Consider the following 20,944-nt stretch of genomic DNA (forward strand, 5'->3'; position numbering starts at 1 on the left):
CATCCTCGCAGCCTGAGCGGGGTGGACGGCAGGCCTGCCAGTTGCCTGCGCGGCTCAGTTACCCAGCAACTGACCCATGCGAACCGGGCTGTTGGCGCCGAGCTCCGCAGCCCATTGCACCTGCGCGGGGCCAAACAGCACGATGGCGGTAGAACCAAGTTTGAAACGACCCAGCTCAGCGCCTTTTTCGAGGCTGATCGGGGCGCGGGCGGCTTCATCGTAGCGGACTGTTTTCAGCTCGCGCTTGGGCGGTGTGATCAGCCCGGCCCAGACGGTTTCGATGGAAGCGACGATCATCGCGCCAACCAGCACCACGGCCATCGGACCGCGCTCGGTATCGAACACGCAGACCACGCGCTCGTTGCGAGCGAAAAGCTCGGGCACGTTTTCGGCGGTCGTCTGGTTGACCGAGAACAGGCGACCTGGCACGTAGATCATTTCCCGCAGCGTTCCCGCCAGTGGCATGTGCACACGGTGGTAATCCTTGGGAGACAGGTAAACGGTGGCGAAGTCGCCGCCCATGAAAGGCGCGGCGCGATCACTGTCGCCGCCTAGCAGCTCGGTCACGCTGTAGCTGTGACCCTTGGCCTGGAAGATGCGGCCGTGCTCGATGCGGCCGAGCTGGCTGACGGCGCCATCGGCCGGGCAGAGAACCGCGCCGGGCTGGTTATCCAACGGGCGAGCACCGTCTTTCAGGGCGCGGGTGAAGAACGCGTTGAAGTGTTCATAAGCAGTGGGCTCCTCGACCTGCGCCTCGCTCATGTCCACCTGATACTGCTTGGCGAACCAGGTGATCAGGCGATTCTTGAACCAAGGGGCGCGGCACTCGGCAGCGCAGCCGATCAGGCGCGACAGCAGGTGATGCGGCGTCAGGTACTGGCTGAGGATAAACAGGCGTTCTTTCATCTTTATTCCTTGGCGGCCCGGCGTGTGTTTCCAGGCGAATTAACGAGTGGACAGTCAGATCGCACTCAGTGTTCGATAGGTGTATCGGCCAGGTTGCCCCATTCGCTCCACGAGCCGGCATAGGCCTTGACCCGCGGGTAGCCCAGGGCTTTGGCGACCAGGTAGGTGAAGCCGGAGCGGCGATGGGTCTGGCAGTGGGTGATGATTTCCTTGTCGGCGCTGAGGCCCAGTTGATTCAACTGTTGCTGAATGTCCGCACGAATGCGCAGGCCGCGACTCGGATCCATGCCGGCAGTCCACTCGAAGTTGATCGCGCCGGGAATATGCCCGCCACGGGCCGCCTGTAGCTTCTCGCCGCGGTATTCCTCTGCCGAGCGGGCGTCCCAGACCGCCATGTCATCGGCGCCGAGGCGTGACTTCAGGTATTCCAGGCTGGCAGTCGGCGCGTCGCTCAGCGACAGCGATACCGGGGTGTTTCTCGCGTCGGTAACGTCCTGGCTGAGCGGTCGTTGCTCTGCTTCCCAGGCGGTCAGCCCGCCGTTGAGGAAATGGTAGCGGTGATGGCCGATCACATCGAGCAACCAGATGAACCGCCCGGCCCAACCGCCGCCTTCATCGTCGTACACGACGTAGGTCGCCTGCGGCTGATGGCCGAGTTCGCTGAACAACTGCTCCAGCGCCTCGCGTGGCGGCAGCAGGCCAGGCGCTGGCGGCTGGCCCAGCTGCGTGCGCTTGGGGTCCACCCAGTGGGCGCGGGGAATGTGCCCAGCCCCGTAGCGAGCGCTGCTGCTGAGGTCGACCAGAATCAAGCTAGGCTCGTCCAGCCGTGTGGCGAGATCCGCCGGCTCGATGACCAGCGGCAGTTCGGCGAAGGCAGTCATGCGGGCCTCGTGGGGAAAATAGGGGCGCGATTGTAGCGCAGGCAGGGCTTGGGAAAAGAGCCGTTGCTCAGCGGTTACGGTTGCTGAACGTGTCCAGCGCGCGCTCTACGCACTGGGCGGTCTTCGTGAACGCTTGCAGTGCGGTGTCGCCGATGGGTTTTCCGTGCTGGTCGGCGAATAGAATCATCACCACGCGCTCGTTGCTGGCCAGGGAGCGGATCAGCAGATGTTCACTGGGCAACAGAGCTTTCAGGTCGCCCGGCAGCAGGGCGGAAAACTGCGCGATATTGGTCGGCGTCAGGCGCAACTGCGCGGGCTTCTGCAGCAAGCGACGCAGCACTTGGCTTTGCGCCGGGTCAAAGGTCAAACCGCTGGCGGTCACATCGACACCGGCATGTTGCTGCACCTGCAGGCGGCTGTGGTTGCGATCAGCGAGCAGCATTACCAGGCGCGACAGGCCGGCCGCCTGCAACGCCTGGTTCGCGCAGTGCGTGAGTTGCTGGACGTTGGCGAAGGCGCTGGGCTGAGCAAGCAACTGCGTGCATAGCTGACGCCAGTCGGCTGCTTGCGGTATGGGCGCCGCTTTGGGCGGCTGAATATGTCGAGCATTCCAGGGCCAAAGCAGGGCCTCGGCAGGGTGCCAGAGCCCGACTGTGTCGAGCTGTCGCGCGCTTTGCGCAGCGTTCTGGTGGATATGCTGATGCAGCTCCGGTAGCGGCATTTGCAGGTAGAGGCTGTTCAACCGTTGCCAGCGCCGCGTGTGGGCGCCGCCCCAGGCATTATGGGCCGAGACGGCGAGTACGTTCGCCAAGAGGATGCTATTGGCTGGCTGGGTGAGCCAGCGCTGCAAGACTGGATCAGCGTCCAGCTCCTGTTGCTGACGAAGCGGCTCGTCATGCCGGCGCGCCAGGCGCAGCGCCTTGGCCAGCAGGCGGCGATCGTTGAGCAGCAACTGATAACCCTGGATGATCCACGCCGGCAGGCGCCACTGCTCGGCCAGCGCCAGGCACAGCGCGAACAGCGGGATGCCGAGCAGGTCGCGCTCGACCCGCGCTGGCGGTTCGCCGTCTATCAGCACTCGGTGTTCCCATGCATCGAACAGCTGTGGGTGCGCAGCGACCAACGCCCAGATCGGTGAGAGAAACAGCAGGCTGCCCCAGTGGATTTCCTGCCAGAGGCGCGCTAGGCGGGCCGCGAACAGACCGTTGGCCTGCTGGGCGGCGTGTTGGCTGATCAGCTGGATCTGCCGCAGCGGCCGAGGGATTTCTTCGAGCGGCTTGGCCGGAATGCGTACCAGCAGTTCTTCGGCGCGCTTTAGGCCCAGTCGATTGAGGGCCGTTTCCAGGCTCTCCGCCGCTTCACCGAGGCTGCTGGTGCTTTTGCGATTGGCTTCGCGCAGCACGCACAGCACCAGCGCGGGGCTGTCCTGCATCAAGTCGGCGATCTCGCGCAACGAGCGGCGGCTGTCGCCCAGCGCGCGGCGGACTTGCTGGTGATGGTGCGTCGAAATGGGCAGCACCTGACCGTCCAGCTGCTTGAGCCAGGCATCGAGGGTGCGCGGTAACGGCGTGCTTGCGACCATGGGGATATGCCAAAATGGCTTTTTTTAGACTTAACTGACTATAGTCTCGCGCATCTCTTCCGATAAGTAGAAGGGATGTTTCGCACGCCCTTTCTCTTTCTGTTCACTTTCGTAGTTTTCTTATGGCCAAAATCATCGGCATCATTGTTGTCTTCGCCTGCGTCTTCGGCGGTTTCGTTCTGTCCGGCGGTAACCTGATGGCGCTGGTGCACCCCTTCGAGGTGCTGATCATCGGCGGGGCAGCGCTGGGGGCGTTCCTGCAGGCCAACCCCGGCAGCATGTTCATGACTGTCTTCAAGAAATCGCTGAAGATGTTCAAGTCGCGCTTCACTCACGACTACTACCTGGAAGTGCTGCGTCTGCTCTACGAAATCCTCAACAAGGCCCGTCGTGAAGGCATGATGGCCATCGAGGCTGACCTCGAAGACCCGGCCGCCAGCCCGATTTTCAGCAAGTACCCGGCAGTCGTGGGCGATGAGCGTATGGTCGCCTTCATTTGTGATTACCTGCGCATCATGTCCTCGGGCAACATGGCGCCGCATGAGCTGGAAGGCTTGTTCGACATGGAGCTGGTGGGCCTCAAGGAGGAGCTCGAACACCCCTCCCACGCCGTGGCGAAGATCGCCGACGGCATGCCGGCCATGGGTATCGTCGCTGCGGTACTGGGCATCGTGATCACCATGTCGATCCTTGCCGAAGCCGATAACGCGCAGATCGGTGAAAAGGTCGGTACCGCACTGGTTGGTACCTTCCTCGGTATTCTCGCCTCCTACGGTTTCTTCGGCCCGCTGGCCGCCGCCCTCGAGCACGATGCCAAGGAAGAACTGAACGTCTACGAGGCCATCAAGGCCGGTCTGGTCGCTTCGGCCTCCGGCATGCCGCCGTCGCTGGCGGTCGAGTTCTCGCGCAAGACCCTCTACCCGGCGCACCGCCCGAGCTTCAGCGAGCTTGAGCAGGCTATGCGCGGGAGCTAAACAGCATGGAAAACAACCAGCCAATCATCGTCAAACGGGTCAAGAAGGTTGCCGGAGGCCATCACGGTGGCGCCTGGAAAATCGCCTTCGCCGACTTCGCCACGGCGATGATGGCCTTCTTCATGGTGATGTGGCTGATGTCCTCGGCCACGCCCGAGCAGAAGAAGTTGATCTCCGGCTACTTCAAGGACCCCATCGGCTTTTCCGAAAGTGCCAGCCCCTATGTGATCGATCTCGGCGGCTCGCCGACGCCGTCGCCGGACCGCACACTCAACGATCAGCCGCAGGAAGCGCCGGGCGAGCAGGCCGATGCCGATCCCAAAGATCCAGCCGAACTGGACGCCGAGCAGGCCGAAGCCAAGGCGGAAGAAGTCGAGCGTGAGCGCCTGGAGCTGCTGCTGCAGGAGCTGCAGAACAAGGTCGAACAGGATCCGCAGCTACAGCGCTTCAAGGATCAGATTCTGTTCGAGATCACCCAGGACGGTTTGCGCATCCAGATCGTCGATGCCGAAAACCGGCCGATGTTTGCGCTGGGCAGCGCGCAACTGCAGCCCTATTTCGAAGACATCCTGTTTGCCCTGACCGACACCATCAAGGCGGTGCCGAACAAGATCAGCATCAGCGGCCACACCGATGCCAAGCCGTTCGCCGGTGCCGGCGGTTTCGGCAATTGGGAGCTCTCGGCCAACCGCGCTAATGCGGCGCGGCGCGTGCTGATCGCCGCCGGTTACGATGATGCGCAGGTCGCGCGCGTTGTCGGCTATGCGTCGTCGGCACTGTTCGACCGCAACGACCCGTTCAATCCGGTCAACCGCCGCATCGACATCGTGGTGCTGACCAAGAAAGCTCAGCGAAATATCGAAGGTGAGCAGGGCGGCGGTGAGCTGCCGCCCGATCCGGCAACGGACGCGCCAGCGCCGGACTCCGGTGCTGCGCCTGCTGGCGAACCGTTATCCGGTGACCAGGTGCGCGAGCGGCTGAACATTTTCGAAGACGGCACGCTGCAGATGGATCAGCCCAAAGAGTAACCAGGCAGACAGGCTGTTACGCAATTAAAAGGGGCGCCCAATGGCGCCCCTTTTGCGTATCGCAGGCATCCGCCGTTGCTCAGTACTCCGACTCCGGCAGGCTGGCCAGAATATGCCGGTAGCTGTTCATCCGCTGCGGTTGAATACGCCCGTCCTCCAGCGCTTTGAGCAGCGCGCAGCCGGGCTCTCGATCGTGCTTGCAGTCGCGGAAGCGGCAATGGCCAAGCAGGTCGGCGAATTCGATGAAGCCTGCCTCGACGTCGTCACGGCTGACATGCACCAGGCCGAATTCACGGATACCCGGTGAGTCGATCAACTGGCCGCCGCCGGGGAAATGGAACAGCCGCGCCGTGGTGGTGGTGTGCGTGCCCTTGCCGGTCAGCTCGGACAGCGGCCCGACCCGTGTATCGACACCCGGCAGCAGGCTGTTGACCAGCGACGACTTGCCCACACCGGACTGGCCGACGAACACGCTGATGTTGCCGTCCAGCTGCTGCTTGAGCTGCTCCATGCCATCGCCTTCAAGGGCGGACACTTCCAGCAGTGGATAGCCCAGCTGGCGGTACACGCCGAGCAGCGCGTTGAGGGCCGTTTCGTTCTGCGCGTCGATCAGGTCGGCCTTGTTGAGCAGCAGCAGCGGTCGGATGCCGGCGTGCTCGGCCGCCACCAGATAGCGGTCGATCAGGTTGGCGTGCGGCTCCGGCAGGGGCGCGAAGACGATGACGATGAGGTCGACGTTGGCCGCCACCGGCTTGAGTTGGCCACGGGTGTCCGGGCGGCACAGCTCGGTATCGCGTGGCAGCTGCGCAACGATCACGCCGATGCCTTGGTTGCCCGGGCGCCACACCACACGGTCGCCGGTTACCAGCGTCGGCAGGTTGGCACGCAGGTGGCAACGAAAGACTTGTCCCGACAGCTCGCCATCGGTTGCCTCGACTTCCACCTGCACACCGAAGTGAGCGATTACCAGGCCGGTCTGTTCCGGACCCAGATCGCCGCCTTCCAGAGTTTCCACTACGCGTGATTCGCGTTTGGCTGCGCGTGCGGCGCGTTCACCCTGGATCTTTTCGATGCGCCAGTTTTGCCGGCGGTTGAGTTGGCGTTTGGCCATGGGGCTTCCGAGTGTGTGATGCGCTGAAAATGAACGCCAGTCTAGCATGCCCGGTAAGGCGGTAATTTGCTGATGCTGGCGCTAGACTGGCCGTCTCTCCGTCATTGAGCCGCTTGGGCATGGTCGACTTTCATTGCACGCTGCACCGCCTCGGGAATCGCTACCCGGCGTTGCTGGCACTGCTTATCCAGCTGTTCGTGACGCTGTGCCTGGGTGTGACAATCGTGGCTGCGGTGCACCTGTCCAGTTGGCGGCCGAGCCCGCTACCGGCCGGGCTGTTGCACGGTTTGCTGGCGGCCGGTCTGGCTCGCTGGCTTGGTTTGTCGCGCTGGTGGTGGTGGCTCAATCTGCTGTTCGTGCCGGCACTGTTGCTGGCCAGTGGTGCGCCGCTGCCGTCCTGGCTGTTTTTGCTCGGTTTCCTGCTGGTGCTGCTGCTCAACTGGAACAGCTTCGGTGAACGCGTGCCGTTGTATCTCACTGGTGCAGGCAGCCGGCGCGAGCTGGCGCGGCTGCTCGAGGAACGTGGTGAGCGTTTCGCATTCGTCGATCTCGGCTGTGGGCCGGCCGGTACGCTGTTGTGGCTGGCGCGACGCTTTCCCCACGCGCAGTTCACCGGCGTGGAGACCGCGCCGCTTTCCTATGCCATTGCACGACTGCGCAGTGTGGCCCAGCGCAATTGCCGGATTCGCTACCAGAACCTGTGGCGCAGCGACCTGGCCGCCATCGATGTCGCTTACTGCTTCCTGTCGCCTGCGCCCATGCCGGCGCTGTGGGACAAGGCCCGCGCTGAGCTGCCGCCCGGTGCCTGGCTGATCAGCAATACCTTCGAGATTCCCGGCGTACCGCCGCAGCGTTTAGTAGCGTTGAAGGACTGGCGTGATTCGCGCCTTCTTCTCTGGGAGATTGGCTAGAATGGCGGCACTACAGAGGAGCGCAGCATGCAGAATCCACAGAACCTGATCTGGATCGACCTGGAAATGACCGGCCTCGACCCCGAGACGGACGTGATCATCGAAATGGCCACTATCGTCACCGACACCGAGCTCAACGTGCTGGCCGAAGGCCCGGTGATTGCCGTGCACCAGAGCGATGAGCGCCTGGCCGCCATGGACGAATGGAACACGCGCACCCATGGCGAAAGCGGGCTGACACAGCGTGTGCGTGAGTCCCGAATCAGCCAGGCCGACGCCGAGGCGCAGACCATCGCCTTCCTGGAGCAGTGGGTGCCGAAGGGCAAGTCGCCGATCTGCGGTAATAGCATCGGCCAGGACCGCCGCTTCCTCTACAAATACATGCCGGCGCTGGAAGCCTACTTCCACTACCGCTACCTGGACGTGTCGACCTTGAAGATCCTCGCCGAGCGCTGGGCGCCTGGCATCAAGGATGGTTTCGTGAAAGCGGGCAGTCACCAGGCGTTGGACGATATTCGCGAGTCGATTGCCGAACTCAAGTACTACCGCCAGCACCTGCTCAAGGTCTGAAGGCTAAAGGATCGCCAGCTCAGCGCGATCCTGTGTGAGCGCTGCTTGTAGCCTGGGTTAGCCGAAGGCGTAACCCGGGTAGCTTGGGTCACGCAACGCCCTGGGTATCGCTGCGCTCAACCCAGGCTACGGGACAGCGGTGCTAAGCGCGCTTCGCGTGTTGCTCCAAGGCCCACTCCACGTGCTCGCGCACCAGCTCCGATGGGTAGTCGCGACGAGCTTGCAGTGCCTCCAGCACCGGGATGCTCGACGGGGCATTGCCCAGGCCCACGGCCAGGTTGCGCAGCCAGCGTTCGTAGCCGGCGCGGCGCAGCGGTGAGCCCTCGGTGCGACTGAGAAACTCGTCCTCGCTCCAGCGAAACAGCTCGGCCAGCTCGGCATTGTCCAGGCTGTGCCGTGGCTGGAAGTCGCTCTGCTCGGTGGCTTTGGCGAAGCGGTTCCAGGGGCAGACCATCTGGCAGTCGTCACAGCCGAACACGCGGTTGCCGATGGGCGCGCGCAGCTCCTCGGGGATCGGGCCTTTCAACTCGATGGTCAGGTAGGAAATGCAGCGTCGCGCGTCGAGCAGGTAGGGACCGACGAATGCGGCCGTCGGGCAGACATCCAGGCAGGCGCTGCAGCGACCGCAATGTTCGCTGCCGTGGGGCGCGTCCTCGGGGAGCGGAATGTCGACGAACAGTTCGCCGAGAAAGAAATAGCTGCCGGCCTTGCGATTGAGTACCAGGGTGTTCTTGCCGATCCAGCCAAGACCGGACTGTTCGGCGATGGCCTTCTCCAGTACCGGGGCGCTGTCGACGAAAGCGCGGTAGCCGAACGGCCCGATGGCCTGCTGAATACGCTCGGCCAGTTGCTGCAGGCGTTTGCGGATCAGCTTGTGATAATCGCGGCCCAGGGCGTAGCGCGACACGTAGGCCTTTTCCGGCTGTTGCAGGCGCTCAGCCATTTGCGTATCGCCGGGCAGGTAATCCATGCGCAGCGACACCACCCGCAGGGTGCCGGGCACCAGCTCGTCCGGATGTGAACGTTTGCGGCCATGCGCGGCCATATAGTCCATCTCGCCCTGGTAGCCGGCGTCCAGCCAGCGTTGCAGGTGTGCTTCGTGCTCGCCGAGCTCCAGGCCGCTGATGCCCACTTGCTGAAAGCCCAGCTCACGGCCCCACTCCTTTATGGACTGGGCGAGGTGGGCGAGGTCGGGGGTGGCATCGGTCATGCTGGGCGGGAATCTATAATGAGCGGCGTATAATTCTGCCAGACATCGGAGCACAGGCATGCGGCATTCATCAGACGATCTTCCCACTGCGCTCTACAGCGGCGCACAAGTGCGCGCGCTGGACGCCCGGCTGATCGCTGCTGGCACGCCGGGATTCGAGCTGATGCAGCGGGCTGCACATGCCATCTGGCGGGCGCTGCGCCGCCGTTGGCCGGATGCAGGCGCCGTCACCGTGCTGGCCGGGCACGGCAACAATGCGGGCGATGGTTACCTAGTGGCCACGCTGGCATTGCGTGCGGGGTGGAAGGTTCGGGTATTGGCCGTGAGTGAGCCGCAGTGCCTGCAGGGTGACGCAGCCCTGGCGCGCGATGAGGCCCTGGCCGCCGGGGTTGAGGTGCTCGCCTGGCAGAAAACACACGCGCCGCAGGGCGTGCTGGTCGATGCGCTGCTTGGCACAGGCCTGTCTGGCGCCGTGCGCGAGCCTTACGCTGCGGCGATCGAGTGGATCAACGGCAGCGGCAGCCCGGTGCTGGCGGTGGATATTCCTTCAGGGATTAGCGCCGATACCGGCGAGGCGCTGGGCGCAGCGGTAAAGGCGCAGCTCACCGTGACCCTGATCGGGCTGAAAATCGGTCTGTTCGTCGGCCAGGCGCTGGATCATGTTGGCTCGCTGCTGTTCGACGACTTGCAGGCCGAGCCGGCAATCGTTGCCGATCAACAGCCGGTGGCGCAGCGCTTGGCCGGGCATCTGCTGCCGCGTGTGCCAGTTCGTCAGCCGACTGCCCACAAGGGCCAACTCGGCCATGTGTTGGTGGTCGGCGGTGATCACGGTACGGGCGGCGCCGCCCTGTTGTCTGCGCAGAGTGCACTGCGCAGCGGCGCGGGTATGGTGTCGCTGGCGACACGCGCGGAGCACCTCGCGGCGGCGCAAACCCGCCTGCCGGAAGTGATGAGCTTGGCGGCCGCCTCGGCCAATCAGCTGCATGAGCTGGCGGGCAAGGTCAGCGTATGGGTCGTTGGTCCGGGTCTCGGTCAGGGCGCCTGGGCGCGCAGCCTGTTGTCGTTGGTGTCGATAGCTTCTTCCGCTCAGGTGTGGGATGCCGATGCGCTCAACCTGCTCGCCGCCGGTGCCGTGAGCATCGCCCCCGGACAGGTGATCACCCCGCATCCCGGCGAGGCGGCGCGTCTGCTGGGCATCTCGACTCGCGAGCTGCAAGCTGATCGGCCCGCTGCCGCCAGGGCACTGGCTCAGCGTTATCAGGTGGCTTGTGTGCTGAAAGGGGCCGGCACGCTGGTCGCGGACCCGCACGGTCGCCTGTTGGTCTGCGATCGCGGCGACCCGGTGATGGCCGGCGCCGGGCTCGGCGATGTGCTGGCCGGGTTGATCGGCGCGCTGATCGCTCAGGGTTGCACACCCTGGCAGGCGGCCGGGCTCGGTGTATGGGTGCACGCCGGGGCGGGCGAGTACCTGGCAGCTAAAGGAAATGGTCTGGCGGCCGGCGATCTGTGCGACGCTATCCGCCATTTGTTACAGGAGCGAGCCGCTTGTCCGAAATAGAATTGTTCGCCGCCGATGAGGACGCCATGCTGGCGCTCGGCGCGCGCATCGCCGCGGTCACCGAAGGCCGCGGGATCATTTACCTCGAAGGCGACTTGGGCGCAGGCAAGACCACGCTTTCACGCGGCCTGTTGCGAGGTCTTGGGCATCAAGGTGCGGTGAAGAGCCCGACGTTTACCTTGGTCGAGCCCTATGAAATCGGCGCGATCCGCGCCTACCATTTCGACCTTTATCGGCTGGTCGATCCTGAAGAGCTGGAGTTCCTAGGTATTCGCGATTACTTCGAGGGCGACGCCTTGTGCCTGATCGAGTGGCCGCAGCAAGGCGCTGGCGTTTTGCCAAAGGCCGACATGGACATTACCATTAGCCCGCGAGCGGGCGGCCGTTCGCTGTTGCTACGTGGTCAGACCGCAAAAGGTGAAGGCTGGTGTACCGCATTGGTTGCCAGGGCATGAGTGAAAAGGTGGGGACGGGTATGCGCATAAGCGCGCGATTGATTGCGGTCGGGTTGATGTGGGCGGTCATGGCTGCCGACGTGTGGGCCGCATCGGATGTGCGCAGCGTTCGCCTGTGGCGCGCGCCAGATAACACACGTCTGGTTTTCGACCTCTCCGGGCCCGTGCAGCACAGCGTGTTTACCCTGTCGGCCCCGGACCGTATCGTCATCGACATCAGTGGCGCCAAACTGGCGACGCCGCTGGACAAGTTGGCGTTGAACAACACCCCGATCACCGCAGTGCGCTCCGCGCAGCGTACCGCCGATGACTTGCGCGTGGTCATCGATCTGTCGTCCCAGGTGACCCCGAAGAGTTTTACCCTGGCGCCGAACCAGCAGTACGGCAATCGTCTGGTCGTTGACCTGTTCGATCAGCCCTCGGACGCGGCGCCAAGCCTGCCTTCCACCACCACTGCCAGCGCCCCGCCTGTGCCGGTCACGCCGACGCAGGCGCCGCCCAAGCTAGCGCCGGTGCCCGGCGGCAAACGCGACATCGTGATCGCCATCGACGCCGGTCATGGCGGTGAGGACCCGGGCGCCCTGGGCCCGACCAAGGGTCAGTTCGAGAAGAACATCACTTTGGCCATCGCCAAGGAACTGCAGCGCCAGATCAATGCCGAGAAGGGCTTCCGTGGTGAGCTGGTGCGCACCGGCGATTATTTCATCCCGCTACGCAAGCGCACCGAGATCGCCCGCAAGAAGGGCGCCGATCTGTTTGTTTCCATCCATGCCGACGCGGCGCCCCGCGCCGCAGCGTTTGGCGCGTCGGTGTATGCCCTGTCTGATCGCGGCGCCACATCGGAAACCGCGCGGTGGCTGGCTGATGCGGAAAACCAGTCCGATCTGATCGGTGGTGCCGGCAATGTCAGCCTCGAGGACAAGGACCGGATGCTCGCCGGCGTGCTGCTGGATCTGTCGATGACCGCCTCACTGTCGTCGAGCCTGAACGTTGGCCAGAAGGTGCTCGGGCAGATGGGGCAGATCACCCCGCTGCACAAGCGGCGTGTCGAGCAGGCCGGGTTCATGGTGCTCAAGTCGCCGGACATTCCATCGATCCTGGTGGAAACCGGGTTCATCTCCAATCCCAGTGAGGCGCGCAAGCTATTCACCTCGTCACACCAGCAAAAGCTGGCGCGCTCGATCGTCACCGGGGCCAAGCAGTTCTTCGAGCAGAACCCGCCGCCCGGTACCTATATCGCCTGGCTGCGCGACAACGGCAAGATTGCTCAGGGGCCGCGTGAGCACAGGGTAAGTCCGGGTGAAAGCCTGGCCCTCATCGCCCAGCGTTACCAGATCAGCCTGGCCACGCTGCGCAGTGCCAATTCGCTGAAAACCGATGTCATCAAAGTCGGTCAGACGCTACAGATTCCCGCCACTTCGCTGGCTGCCCAGCCATGAATGATGCGCTACGCATCCAGCTGCTGAGCCCGCGGCTGGCGAACCAGATTGCCGCTGGCGAGGTGGTCGAGCGGCCCGCTTCGGTGATCAAGGAGCTGCTGGAAAACAGCCTGGATTCCGGCGCCAAGCGTATCGACGTGGAGGTCGAGCAGGGCGGTGTGAAACTGCTGCGGGTGCGTGATGACGGGCGTGGCATCGCCGCTGACGACTTGCCCCTGGCACTGGCGCGGCATGCCACCAGCAAGATTCGCGAGCTCGAGGACCTCGAGCAGGTCATGAGCATGGGCTTTCGCGGTGAGGCGCTGGCCTCCATCAGTTCTGTCGCACGTCTGACCCTGACCTCGCGTACCGCCGATGCCGATCAGGCCTGGCAGGTGGAAACCGAAGGTCGCGACATGCAGCCTCGCGTGCAGCCCGCCGCACACCCGGTTGGCACCTCGGTTGAAGTGCGCGACCTGTTCTTCAATACCCCGGCGCGCCGCAAGTTTCTGAAAGCCGAGAAAACCGAGTTCGATCACCTGCAGGAAGTGATCAAGCGTCTGGCCCTGGCCCGGTTCGATGTGGCCTTCCACCTGCGCCATAACGGTAAGAGCATCCTCTCACTGCACGAAGCCAATGACGATGCAAGCCGTGCGCGGCGGGTCGCCTCGGTGTGTAGTACCGGGTTTCTAGAGCAGGCGCTGCCCATCGATATCGAGCGCAACGGCTTGCATCTGTGGGGCTGGGTCGGCTTGCCGACGTTCTCCCGCAGCCAGGCGGACCTGCAGTATTTCTACGTCAACGGCCGCATGGTGCGCGACAAGCTGGTCGCCCACGCGGTGCGTCAGGCCTATCGCGACGTGCTGTTCAACGGTCGACATCCGACGTTCGTGCTGTTTCTGGAAATCGACCCGACAGCGGTGGACGTGAACGTGCACCCGACCAAGCACGAGGTGCGCTTCCGCGAGGGGCGCACCGTGCATGATTTTCTCTACGGCACCCTGCACCGGGCGCTGGGCGAGGTACGGCCCGAAGATCAGCTGGCGACGCCTGCTGCGGTCGAGACCATGCTGCGGCCCACCGGCCAGGCAGCGGGCGAGTTCGGTCCGCAGGGCGAAATGGGCCTGGCCGCCAGCGTGCTGGAACGCCCGGCTGAGTCAGTCTGGCGCTCGCCAGGCGCCGGCTACCAGGGGCAGCGCAGCGAGTCGTCACTGCCGGCCGCCGAGGCGCAAGGTGTTTACCGTGAGTTCTTTGCGCCGATGCCGGCCGGCAGCGCGCCGGTCGCCTTGCCCGACGCTCAGGGCGATATTCCGCCCCTGGGCTATGCCATCGCACAGCTCAAAGGCATCTACATCCTTGCCGAAAGCGCACATGGCCTGGTCATCGTGGATATGCACGCAGCGCACGAACGCATCATGTACGAGCGCCTCAAAGTGGCGATGGCCAGCGAGGGGCTTCGCGGCCAGCCGCTGCTGGTGCCTGAGTCGATCGCGGTGAGCCAACGTGAAGCGGATTGCGCCGAAGAGCACGGCCAGTGGTTTCAGAAGCTGGGCTTCGAATTGCAGCGCCTGGGCCCGGAAACCCTGGCGATTCGGCAGATTCCGGCGCTGCTCAAGCAGGCCGAGGCGACGCGACTGGTCAGCGATGTGCTCGCTGATCTGCTCGAATACGGGACCAGCGACCGAATCCAGGCTCACCTCAACGAGCTGCTTGGCACCATGGCCTGTCACGGCGCGGTGCGCGCCAACCGTCGCCTCACGCTGCCGGAGATGAATGGCCTGTTGCGTGACATGGAGCAGACCGAGCGCAGCGGTCAATGCAACCACGGTCGGCCGACCTGGACGCAGATGAGCATGGATCAGCTGGACAAATTGTTCCTGCGCGGCCAGTAAGCAGCGGCCCGTGCTTGCGAGCGGCGGCCCGTGCCGTGAAAATGGGCCGCCGTTTTATCCGAGTTCCGCCGATGTCTTCCCTTCCTCCCGCCATCTTTCTGATGGGCCCGACTGCTGCAGGCAAGACCGATCTGGCGCTGGCGCTGGCGCGCGTGTTGCCGTGTGAGCTGGTCAGTGTGGATTCCGCGCTGGTTTATCGCGGCATGGATATCGGTACGGCCAAGCCGGACAAGGCTACGCTGCAGGCTTTTCCGCATCATTTGGTGGATATCCGCGACCCGGCTGAGGCTTATTCGGCTGCCGAGTTTCGTCGCGATGCGTTGGCCGCCATGGCGGACATATCTTCACGTGGGCGGATTCCGCTGCTGGTCGGCGGCACCATGCTGTACTTCAAGGCATTACTCGATGGCCTGGCTGACATGCCGGGCGCAGACGCAGAGGTGCGTGCCGGGCTTGAAGTGCAAGGGCTGCGTGATGGTTGGGGCGCGTTGCATGATGAGTTGCTCGCGGTGGACCCGCAGTCGGCAGCCCGCATACATCCCAATGATCCGCAGCGGCTGGTGCGTGCGCTGGAGGTCTTTCGGGTCAGCGGCGTCACCATGACTGAGCTGCGCCAGCGGCAGAACGAAGCCAGCTCAAGCGCCGGGCATTTCCCCTATACTGTGGCCCAGATAGCGGTGGCGCCGGCGCAACGCCAGGTACTCCACGAACGAATCGCACAACGATTTGATCTGATGCTGGAACAGGGCTTCGTTGCCGAGGTCGAACGCCTGCATCAGCGAGGTGACCTGCACGCCGAATTGCCGTCTATAAGGGCAGTCGGCTACCGGCAAGTATGGGATCATCTGGAGGGGCGACTGAGTGCGCCGTTGATGCGTGAGCGCGGTATTATCGCTACCCGTCAGCTGGCCAAGCGGCAGTTCACTTGGTTACGTAGTTGGGAAAATGTGCACTGGCTGGACAGTCTGGATTGCGACAATCTGCCACGTGCCTTGAAATACCTCGCGACGGTCTCCATATTGACCTGAGACCTTGCCGCAGGCCGTCTATCCTTTGAAGGTGCGCGCGCCAAAGCCGTTCTTTGGTTACTCACGTTGTTCAAAAAACTATTCTTTATCGATCCATTTAGGAGTGCGGCACATGTCAAAAGGGCATTCGCTACAAGACCCTTACCTTAATACCCTGCGTAAGGAACGCGTCCCGGTTTCCATCTATCTGGTCAACGGCATCAAGCTGCAGGGCCAGATCGAATCGTTCGATCAGTTCGTCATCCTGCTGAAGAATACTGTCAGCCAGATGGTCTACAAACACGCTATCTCCACTGTGGTGCCGAGCCGTCCGGTTCGTCTGCCCACTGCATCCGAGACCGATCAGGCTGAATCCGAGCCTGGCAACGCTTAATCCAGGGGGCTGCATTGTTCTTCGAACGCCATGAAGGGGGTGAACGGGCTATTCTGGTTCATCTGGATAGCCAAAACACCGAGGCGAGCGAGGATCCCCAGGAGTTTAAAGAGCTGGCTCTTTCTGCTGGCGCCGATACGGTGGCTTTTTTCAGTGTGCCGAACAGTCGGCCCACGGCGAAATTCCTAATCGGCAGCGGCAAGGTGGAAGAGCTGCGTGATCAGGTTCACGCCCACGAGGCTGACCTGGTCATCTTCAATCATGTCCTGACGCCCAGTCAGGAACGCAACCTCGAACGCGTGTTCGAGTGTCGCGTCCTGGATCGTACCGGGCTGATTCTCGATATCTTCGCCCAGCGCGCGCGTACCCACGAAGGCAAGTTGCAGGTCGAGCTGGCTCAGCTTGACCACATGAGCACGCGGCTGGTGCGTGGCTGGACTCACCTTGAGCGTCAGAAAGGTGGTATCGGCCTGCGTGGTCCAGGTGAGACCCAGCTGGAAACCGACCGTCGCCTGCTGCGTGTGCGTATTCGTCAGATCAAACAGAAGCTGGACAAGGTGCGTAGTCAGCGTGAGCAGGCTCGTCGTGGGCGCAAGCGCGCGGATATTCCGTCGGTTTCCCTGGTTGGCTATACCAACGCCGGCAAGTCCACGCTGTTCAATGCGCTGACCGAGTCCGATGTCTACGCCGCCGATCAGCTGTTCGCCACGCTCGACCCCACCCTGCGCCGTCTGCAGCTCGATGACCTGGGGCCGGTAGTGCTGGCCGATACTGTGGGATTCATTCGCCATCTGCCGCACAAGCTGGTTGAAGCCTTCCGCGCCACGCTCGAGGAATCGAGCAACTCCGATTTGCTGCTGCACGTGATCGACGCCCATGAGCCCGAGCGCACGGCGCAAATCGAGCAGGTACTGGACGTGCTGGGGGAAATCGGCGCGCAGGATCTTCCGATCCTCGAGGTTTACAACAAGCTCGATCTGCTGGAAGGTGTCGAGCCGCAGATTCAACGTGACGCCAACGGACGACCGGAGCGGGTGTGGTTGTCCGCTCGCGATGGGCGCGGTTTGCCGCTGCTCAAGCAGGCCGTAGCCGAGCTGCTGAGCGACGACCTGTTCGTCGCGACTCTGCAGCTGCCGCAGGAGCTGGCGCGCCTGCGCGCACAGTTTTTCGAGTTGGGCGCGGTGCAGCAGGAGTCTTACGCCGATGATGGCAGCAGCCTGTTGCAGGTACGCATTCCGCGCGTCGAATTGAATCGTTTGGTCAGTCGCGAAGGTTTGCAACCGCTAGAATTCATTGAGCAACACACTTTGCAATAAAGCCTGCGGCGGTGATTTTGCCGCTGGATGCGGGCATTCTGTAGCATTGGTGGGCGCGCCGTTGGCGCGTCTTTGCTTTATCAGTATGGAGAGCGCTATGGCTTGGAATGAGCCGGGTGGCAATTCGAACAATCAGGATCCCTGGGGTAACGGCGGCCGTCGTGGTAATGGCGGCGGTGGCGGCGGTGACCGCAAGGGACCACCGGATCTTGACGAAGCCTTCCGCAAGCTACAGGACAGCCTCACTGGCTTGTTCGGTGGCGGCAAGAAACGCGGCAGTGACAACAATGGCTCCAGAGGCAAGGGTGGCGGCTTTGGCCTGCTGTTTGTTGCGCTGGCCGTGGTGGGCGCCTTTTGGCTGTACAACGCTATCTATGTGGTCGATGAGCAGGAACAGGCCGTCGTGCTGCGTTTCGGTAAATACCACGAGACAGTCGGCCCGGGTCTGAATATCTATTTCCCGCCGATTGATCGCAAGTTTCAGGAAAACGTCACCCGGGAGCGTGCTTACAGCAAGCAGGGGCAGATGTTGACCGAAGACGAAAACATCATCGAAGTGCCGTTGACCGTGCAGTACAAGATCAGCAATCTGCAGGATTTCGTACTCAACGTCGACATGCCGGAAACCAGTCTGCAGCATGCGACCGACAGCGCCGTGCGCCACGTGGTGGGTTCCACCGAGATGGATCAGGTGCTGACCGAAGGTCGTGAGCAGATGGCGGGCGACGTGCGCGAACGTCTGCAGCGTTTCCTCGACAACTACCGCACCGGTATCACCGTGACTCAGGTGAACCTGCAGAGCGCTGCGGCGCCGCGTGAAGTGCAGGAAGCGTTCGATGACGTGATCCGTGCCCGTGAAGACGAGCAGCGCGAAAAGAACCAGGCCGAGACCTATGCCAATGGCGTAGTGCCGGAAGCGCGTGGTCAGGCTCAGCGTCTGATCGAGGACGCCAGTGGTTATCGCGATGAAGTGATCTCCCGCGCCCAGGGTGAGGCGGATCGTTTCACTGCATTGGTGGCGGAATACCGCAAGGCACCAGAGGTGACGCGTGAGCGTCTGTATCTGGACACCATGCAGCAGATGATGAGCAACACCAGCAAGGTGCTGGTGACTGGCGACAAGGGGCAGAACAACCTGCTTTACCTGCCGCTGGATAAAATGATCGACAGCCGTGGTGGCAGCAGCTCGTCCACTGGCGCGACAGGTGCCGGCGCAGCTGATCTCGGTGCGCGTGTTGGCAACAATGCAGGGCAGACTGACTTGCGCACAAGGGAGAGCCGTTGATGAGCAATAAATCACTGGTGACCCTGATCGTAGGGGTGGTGCTGGCACTGATCGTCTGGAGCAGCTTCTACATCGTGGCGCAAACCGAGCGCGCGGTGCTGTTGCAGTTCGGTCGTATCGTCGAGCCCGATGTGCAGCCCGGTTTGCACGTGAAGATTCCGTACGTTAATCAGGTGCGCAAGTTCGATGCCCGTCTGCTGACGTTGGATACCGTCAACTCGCGCTTTTTGACGCTCGAGAAGAAAGCGCTGATGGTTGATGCCTATGCCAAGTGGCGTGTGCTCGATGCTGAGCGTTACTACACGGCAACCTCGGGCATGAAACAGATCGCTGATGAGCGTCTGTCGCGTCGTCTCGAAGCGTCGCTGCGTGACCAGTTCGGTAAGCGCACTCTGCACGAGTCGGTTTCTGGCGAACGTGATGCGTTGATGGCTGACGTGACCGCATCGCTCAACCGTGCGGCGCAGCGCGAGCTGGGTATCGAGGTGGTGGACGTTCGCGTCAAGGCCATCGACCTGCCCAAGGAAGTCAACCGCAGCGTCTTCGATCGTATGAGTTCGGAGCGTGAGCGTGAGGCTCGTGAGCATCGCGCCAAGGGTAAGGAGCTGGCTGAAGGTATTCGTGCCGACGCTGATCGTCAGCAGCGTGTACTGCTCGCTGAAGCCTATCGTCAGGCAGAAGAGCTGCGCGGTGAGGGTGATGCCCAGGCCGCTGCGATCTACTCCAAGGCGTACGGTCAGGATCAGGAGTTCTACTCCTTCTACCGCAGCCTGAACGCCTACCGCGAGAGCTTCTCCGACAAGCGTGATGTGTTGGTGCTGGATCCGAGCAGCGACTTCTTCCGTTACCTGGAAAAGTCCAAGCCCTGATGGCTCTCTGAGCCACCAGCTGCAGGCCACAGGTAGCGCCTCGTGCGCGCCTGTCGCTTGAAGCTTGTGGCTTGAGGCTTTTCACGTGGTATGATGCGGCAGCCGGGAAAATCCCGGCTTTTTTACGCCTGTGGGAATCATGCGGCACGAACTGAGCGTTACGTTCTGTCTTTCAAGGCTTTTGACCTTGCCTCTTTCCGCGCCGCTGGCGTGGGGGCTTCGTGCAATCAATTCACTGATCGTATCGATGCCCGCTCCTGGAGCTGACCGGCCTGTTGCCGCGCTCGGCTTTCCATCCGCTTCACTGAAGGCTTGTGCCGCCCGAATCAAGAGGGAAATGGCGAAATGGCGACCGTAGACCGCTGGCTGCTGCCAGATGGGATCGAAGAAGTATTGCCTCCAGAAGCGGCGCGCATCGAAGTCGCGCGTCGTCAGGTGCTGGATCTTTTCCAGCGCTGGGGCTATGAATTCGTGGTAACCCCGCATATCGAATACCTGGAGTCGTTGCTGACCGGTGCCGGTCAGGACCTGGATCTGCGCACCTTCAAGGTGACCGATCCACTGTCCGGCCGGCAGATGGGCTTTCGTGCCGACATCACGCCGCAAGTGGCACGCATTGATGCGCATACGCTGCGTCGCGAAGGGCCGAGCCGCCTGTGCTACGCCGGCAGCGTGCTGCATGCACAACCGCGTGCATTGACCACCTCGCGCAGCCCGATTCAGTTGGGCGCCGAGTTGTATGGCGATGCCAGCCCGGCCAGCGACGTCGAGGTGATCAGCCTGCTGGTCGATACCCTCGAGTTGGCCAAAGTGCCGGACGTGCATATGGATCTCGGCCATGTCGGTATCTATCGTGGTCTGGCGCGTGCCGCCGAGCTGTCCGGGGAAGTCGAGCAACAGCTGTTCGACGCGCTGCAGCGTAAGGCCATGGACGAAATCGATGCATTGACCGATGCCCTGCCGGACGCGCTGCGGCGCATGCTGCGGGCGCTCGGCGAGCTGTGCGGCGGGCGTGATGTGCTGGATCTGGCGCAAGCCTGTCTGGTCGATGCGCCGGACGACGTGCACGCCGCGCTGGATGATTTGCTGGCCATCGCCGATTCGCTGGAGTTGCGCTATCCAGAGCTGCCGCTGTACTTCGACCTGGGCGAGCTGCGCGGTTATCACTACCACACCGGTGTGGTGTTCGCCGCGTTCGTGCCGGCTGTTGGGCAAGCGATCGCCCAGGGCGGCCGCTATGACGATATCGGCGCTGACTTTGGTCGCGCTCGTCCTGCCACCGGCTTCTCCACCGACCTGAAAACGCTAGTGACGCTGGGCAATATGCCGCTTGGCGAAGAGCCGGCTGGCATCTGGTCGCCGGACAGCCATGACGTTTACCTGTGGCAGGCGGTTCGCCGTCTGCGTGCCGATGGTGAGCGCGTGGTGCAGGCGTTGCCGGGGCAGGAGCTGGGCGAGGCTGCGCAAGCGCGCTGTGATCGCCAATTGTTATTGCGTGACGGTCGCTGGCAAGTGCTGGCGCTGGACTGAGACGACCGCCGTGGTCGTCTATTCTGAATTACTTTCGCCGGCCGTGA

The 20,944-nt window shown here is 63.0% G+C and carries 19 protein-coding genes; 14 read left to right on the plus strand and 5 right to left on the minus strand.

Annotated elements, in window-relative coordinates:
- Window positions 1-54: 54 nt before the first annotated feature.
- The 3 genes from asd to BLS60_RS13330 form a co-directional block, all read right to left on the minus strand.
- Window positions 55-906, minus strand: coding sequence for an archaetidylserine decarboxylase (asd, locus tag BLS60_RS13320; RefSeq protein ID WP_092368826.1), 852 nt, complete (start codon window positions 904-906; stop codon window positions 55-57).
- 65 nt (window positions 907-971) lie between these two features.
- Complete coding sequence (locus BLS60_RS13325) at window positions 972-1,787, minus strand: rhodanese-like domain-containing protein (protein WP_092368830.1); 816 nt, start codon at window positions 1,785-1,787, stop codon at window positions 972-974.
- Window positions 1,788-1,854: 67 nt separating this feature from the next.
- On the minus strand, window positions 1,855-3,369 hold the full coding sequence (locus BLS60_RS13330) for an HDOD domain-containing protein (protein WP_092368833.1): 1,515 nt from the start codon (window positions 3,367-3,369) through the stop codon (window positions 1,855-1,857).
- Between the two features lie 122 nt (window positions 3,370-3,491).
- Here BLS60_RS13330 and motA point away from each other — a divergent pair, with 122 nt between their 5' ends.
- Both motA and motB read left to right on the plus strand, forming a co-directional pair.
- Window positions 3,492-4,343 carry a flagellar motor stator protein MotA gene (motA, locus tag BLS60_RS13335; RefSeq protein ID WP_070880861.1) on the plus strand — a complete coding sequence of 284 codons (852 nt, stop codon included), beginning with the start codon at window positions 3,492-3,494 and terminating at the stop codon, window positions 4,341-4,343.
- Window positions 4,344-4,348: 5 nt separating this feature from the next.
- Entirely contained in the window at window positions 4,349-5,371 is a 1,023-nt protein-coding gene (motB, locus tag BLS60_RS13340) for a flagellar motor protein MotB (protein WP_070880860.1), read from the plus strand.
- Window positions 5,372-5,450: 79 nt separating this feature from the next.
- On the opposite strand, the gene rsgA is transcribed toward motB, so the two are convergent.
- Entirely contained in the window at window positions 5,451-6,482 is a 1,032-nt protein-coding gene (rsgA, locus tag BLS60_RS13345) for a small ribosomal subunit biogenesis GTPase RsgA (protein ID WP_070880859.1), read from the minus strand.
- Window positions 6,483-6,601: 119 nt separating this feature from the next.
- Between rsgA and BLS60_RS13350 the strand changes: the two genes are divergently transcribed.
- Together BLS60_RS13350 and orn are read left to right on the plus strand one after the other, a co-directional pair.
- A complete protein-coding gene (locus BLS60_RS13350; protein WP_092368835.1) occupies window positions 6,602-7,393 on the plus strand; it encodes a class I SAM-dependent methyltransferase in 792 nt (263 codons plus the stop codon).
- A gap of 27 nt (window positions 7,394-7,420) precedes the next feature.
- Window positions 7,421-7,963, plus strand: a complete 543-nt coding sequence (gene orn, locus BLS60_RS13355) for an oligoribonuclease (protein ID WP_092368838.1) — start codon at window positions 7,421-7,423, stop codon at window positions 7,961-7,963.
- 142 nt (window positions 7,964-8,105) lie between these two features.
- Here the strand turns inward: orn and queG are convergent, their stop codons facing one another.
- Window positions 8,106-9,173 carry a tRNA epoxyqueuosine(34) reductase QueG gene (gene queG, locus BLS60_RS13360; RefSeq protein WP_070880856.1) on the minus strand — a complete coding sequence of 356 codons (1,068 nt, stop codon included), beginning with the start codon at window positions 9,171-9,173 and terminating at the stop codon, window positions 8,106-8,108.
- Between the two features lie 58 nt (window positions 9,174-9,231).
- On the opposite strand from queG, the gene BLS60_RS13365 reads away from it, so the two are divergent.
- From BLS60_RS13365 to BLS60_RS13410, 10 genes are all read left to right on the plus strand, one after another.
- Window positions 9,232-10,731 carry an NAD(P)H-hydrate dehydratase gene (locus tag BLS60_RS13365; protein WP_092368841.1) on the plus strand — a complete coding sequence of 500 codons (1,500 nt, stop codon included), beginning with the start codon at window positions 9,232-9,234 and terminating at the stop codon, window positions 10,729-10,731.
- Window positions 10,719-11,186, plus strand: coding sequence for a tRNA (adenosine(37)-N6)-threonylcarbamoyltransferase complex ATPase subunit type 1 TsaE (tsaE, locus tag BLS60_RS13370; protein WP_070880854.1), 468 nt, complete (start codon window positions 10,719-10,721; stop codon window positions 11,184-11,186). Before BLS60_RS13365 ends, tsaE begins: the two co-directional genes overlap by 13 nt.
- Before the next feature lie 8 nt (window positions 11,187-11,194).
- A complete protein-coding gene (locus BLS60_RS13375; RefSeq protein ID WP_420831608.1) occupies window positions 11,195-12,625 on the plus strand; it encodes an N-acetylmuramoyl-L-alanine amidase in 1,431 nt (476 codons plus the stop codon).
- Window positions 12,622-14,496 (plus strand): DNA mismatch repair endonuclease MutL, encoded by a 1,875-nt coding sequence (mutL, locus tag BLS60_RS13380; protein WP_092368844.1) that lies wholly within the window; start codon window positions 12,622-12,624, stop codon window positions 14,494-14,496. The genes BLS60_RS13375 and mutL overlap by 4 nt, the downstream gene beginning before the upstream one ends.
- 71 nt (window positions 14,497-14,567) lie before the next feature.
- On the plus strand, window positions 14,568-15,524 hold the full coding sequence (gene miaA, locus BLS60_RS13385) for a tRNA (adenosine(37)-N6)-dimethylallyltransferase MiaA (RefSeq protein ID WP_092368846.1): 957 nt from the start codon (window positions 14,568-14,570) through the stop codon (window positions 15,522-15,524).
- A 112-nt stretch (window positions 15,525-15,636) separates the two neighbouring features.
- Complete coding sequence (hfq, locus tag BLS60_RS13390; protein WP_070880850.1) at window positions 15,637-15,897, plus strand: RNA chaperone Hfq; 261 nt, start codon at window positions 15,637-15,639, stop codon at window positions 15,895-15,897.
- Window positions 15,898-15,911: 14 nt separating this feature from the next.
- Window positions 15,912-17,213: a ribosome rescue GTPase HflX gene (gene hflX, locus BLS60_RS13395; RefSeq protein WP_092368848.1), complete on the plus strand. Its 1,302-nt coding sequence runs from the start codon at window positions 15,912-15,914 to the stop codon at window positions 17,211-17,213.
- Window positions 17,214-17,310: 97 nt separating this feature from the next.
- Window positions 17,311-18,498: an FtsH protease activity modulator HflK gene (hflK, locus tag BLS60_RS13400; protein ID WP_070880848.1), complete on the plus strand. Its 1,188-nt coding sequence runs from the start codon at window positions 17,311-17,313 to the stop codon at window positions 18,496-18,498.
- Window positions 18,498-19,367, plus strand: coding sequence for a protease modulator HflC (gene hflC / locus BLS60_RS13405; protein WP_070880847.1), 870 nt, complete (start codon window positions 18,498-18,500; stop codon window positions 19,365-19,367). Before hflK ends, hflC begins: the two co-directional genes overlap by 1 nt.
- 345 nt (window positions 19,368-19,712) lie before the next feature.
- On the plus strand, window positions 19,713-20,897 hold the full coding sequence (locus tag BLS60_RS13410; RefSeq protein WP_070880846.1) for an ATP phosphoribosyltransferase regulatory subunit: 1,185 nt from the start codon (window positions 19,713-19,715) through the stop codon (window positions 20,895-20,897).
- The last annotated feature ends 47 nt before the right edge of the window (window positions 20,898-20,944 follow it).

Origin of the sequence: Phytopseudomonas seleniipraecipitans (assembly GCF_900102335.1) — a bacterium.
GTDB classification, from domain to species: domain Bacteria; phylum Pseudomonadota; class Gammaproteobacteria; order Pseudomonadales; family Pseudomonadaceae; genus Aquipseudomonas; species Aquipseudomonas seleniipraecipitans.

What these genes read in the sequence shown, in the direction of transcription:
- motB (WP_070880860.1), top strand. Translation starts at nt 4,349, where the DNA reads ATGGAAAACAACCAGCCAATCATCGTCAAACGGGTCAAGAAGGTTGCC.
- hfq (WP_070880850.1), top strand. Translation starts at nt 15,637, where the DNA reads ATGTCAAAAGGGCATTCGCTACAAGACCCTTACCTTAATACCCTGCGT.
- BLS60_RS13325 (WP_092368830.1), bottom strand. Translation starts at nt 1,787, where the DNA reads ATGACTGCCTTCGCCGAACTGCCGCTGGTCATCGAGCCGGCGGATCTC.
- hflC (WP_070880847.1), top strand. Translation starts at nt 18,498, where the DNA reads ATGAGCAATAAATCACTGGTGACCCTGATCGTAGGGGTGGTGCTGGCA.
- BLS60_RS13410 (WP_070880846.1), top strand. Translation starts at nt 19,713, where the DNA reads ATGGCGACCGTAGACCGCTGGCTGCTGCCAGATGGGATCGAAGAAGTA.
- BLS60_RS13350 (WP_092368835.1), top strand. Translation starts at nt 6,602, where the DNA reads ATGGTCGACTTTCATTGCACGCTGCACCGCCTCGGGAATCGCTACCCG.
- rsgA (WP_070880859.1), bottom strand. Translation starts at nt 6,482, where the DNA reads ATGGCCAAACGCCAACTCAACCGCCGGCAAAACTGGCGCATCGAAAAG.
- orn (WP_092368838.1), top strand. Translation starts at nt 7,421, where the DNA reads ATGCAGAATCCACAGAACCTGATCTGGATCGACCTGGAAATGACCGGC.
- miaA (WP_092368846.1), top strand. Translation starts at nt 14,568, where the DNA reads ATGTCTTCCCTTCCTCCCGCCATCTTTCTGATGGGCCCGACTGCTGCA.
- asd (WP_092368826.1), bottom strand. Translation starts at nt 906, where the DNA reads ATGAAAGAACGCCTGTTTATCCTCAGCCAGTACCTGACGCCGCATCAC.
- motA (WP_070880861.1), top strand. Translation starts at nt 3,492, where the DNA reads ATGGCCAAAATCATCGGCATCATTGTTGTCTTCGCCTGCGTCTTCGGC.
- BLS60_RS13330 (WP_092368833.1), bottom strand. Translation starts at nt 3,369, where the DNA reads ATGGTCGCAAGCACGCCGTTACCGCGCACCCTCGATGCCTGGCTCAAG.
- mutL (WP_092368844.1), top strand. Translation starts at nt 12,622, where the DNA reads ATGAATGATGCGCTACGCATCCAGCTGCTGAGCCCGCGGCTGGCGAAC.
- queG (WP_070880856.1), bottom strand. Translation starts at nt 9,173, where the DNA reads ATGACCGATGCCACCCCCGACCTCGCCCACCTCGCCCAGTCCATAAAG.
- hflK (WP_070880848.1), top strand. Translation starts at nt 17,311, where the DNA reads ATGGCTTGGAATGAGCCGGGTGGCAATTCGAACAATCAGGATCCCTGG.
- BLS60_RS13365 (WP_092368841.1), top strand. Translation starts at nt 9,232, where the DNA reads ATGCGGCATTCATCAGACGATCTTCCCACTGCGCTCTACAGCGGCGCA.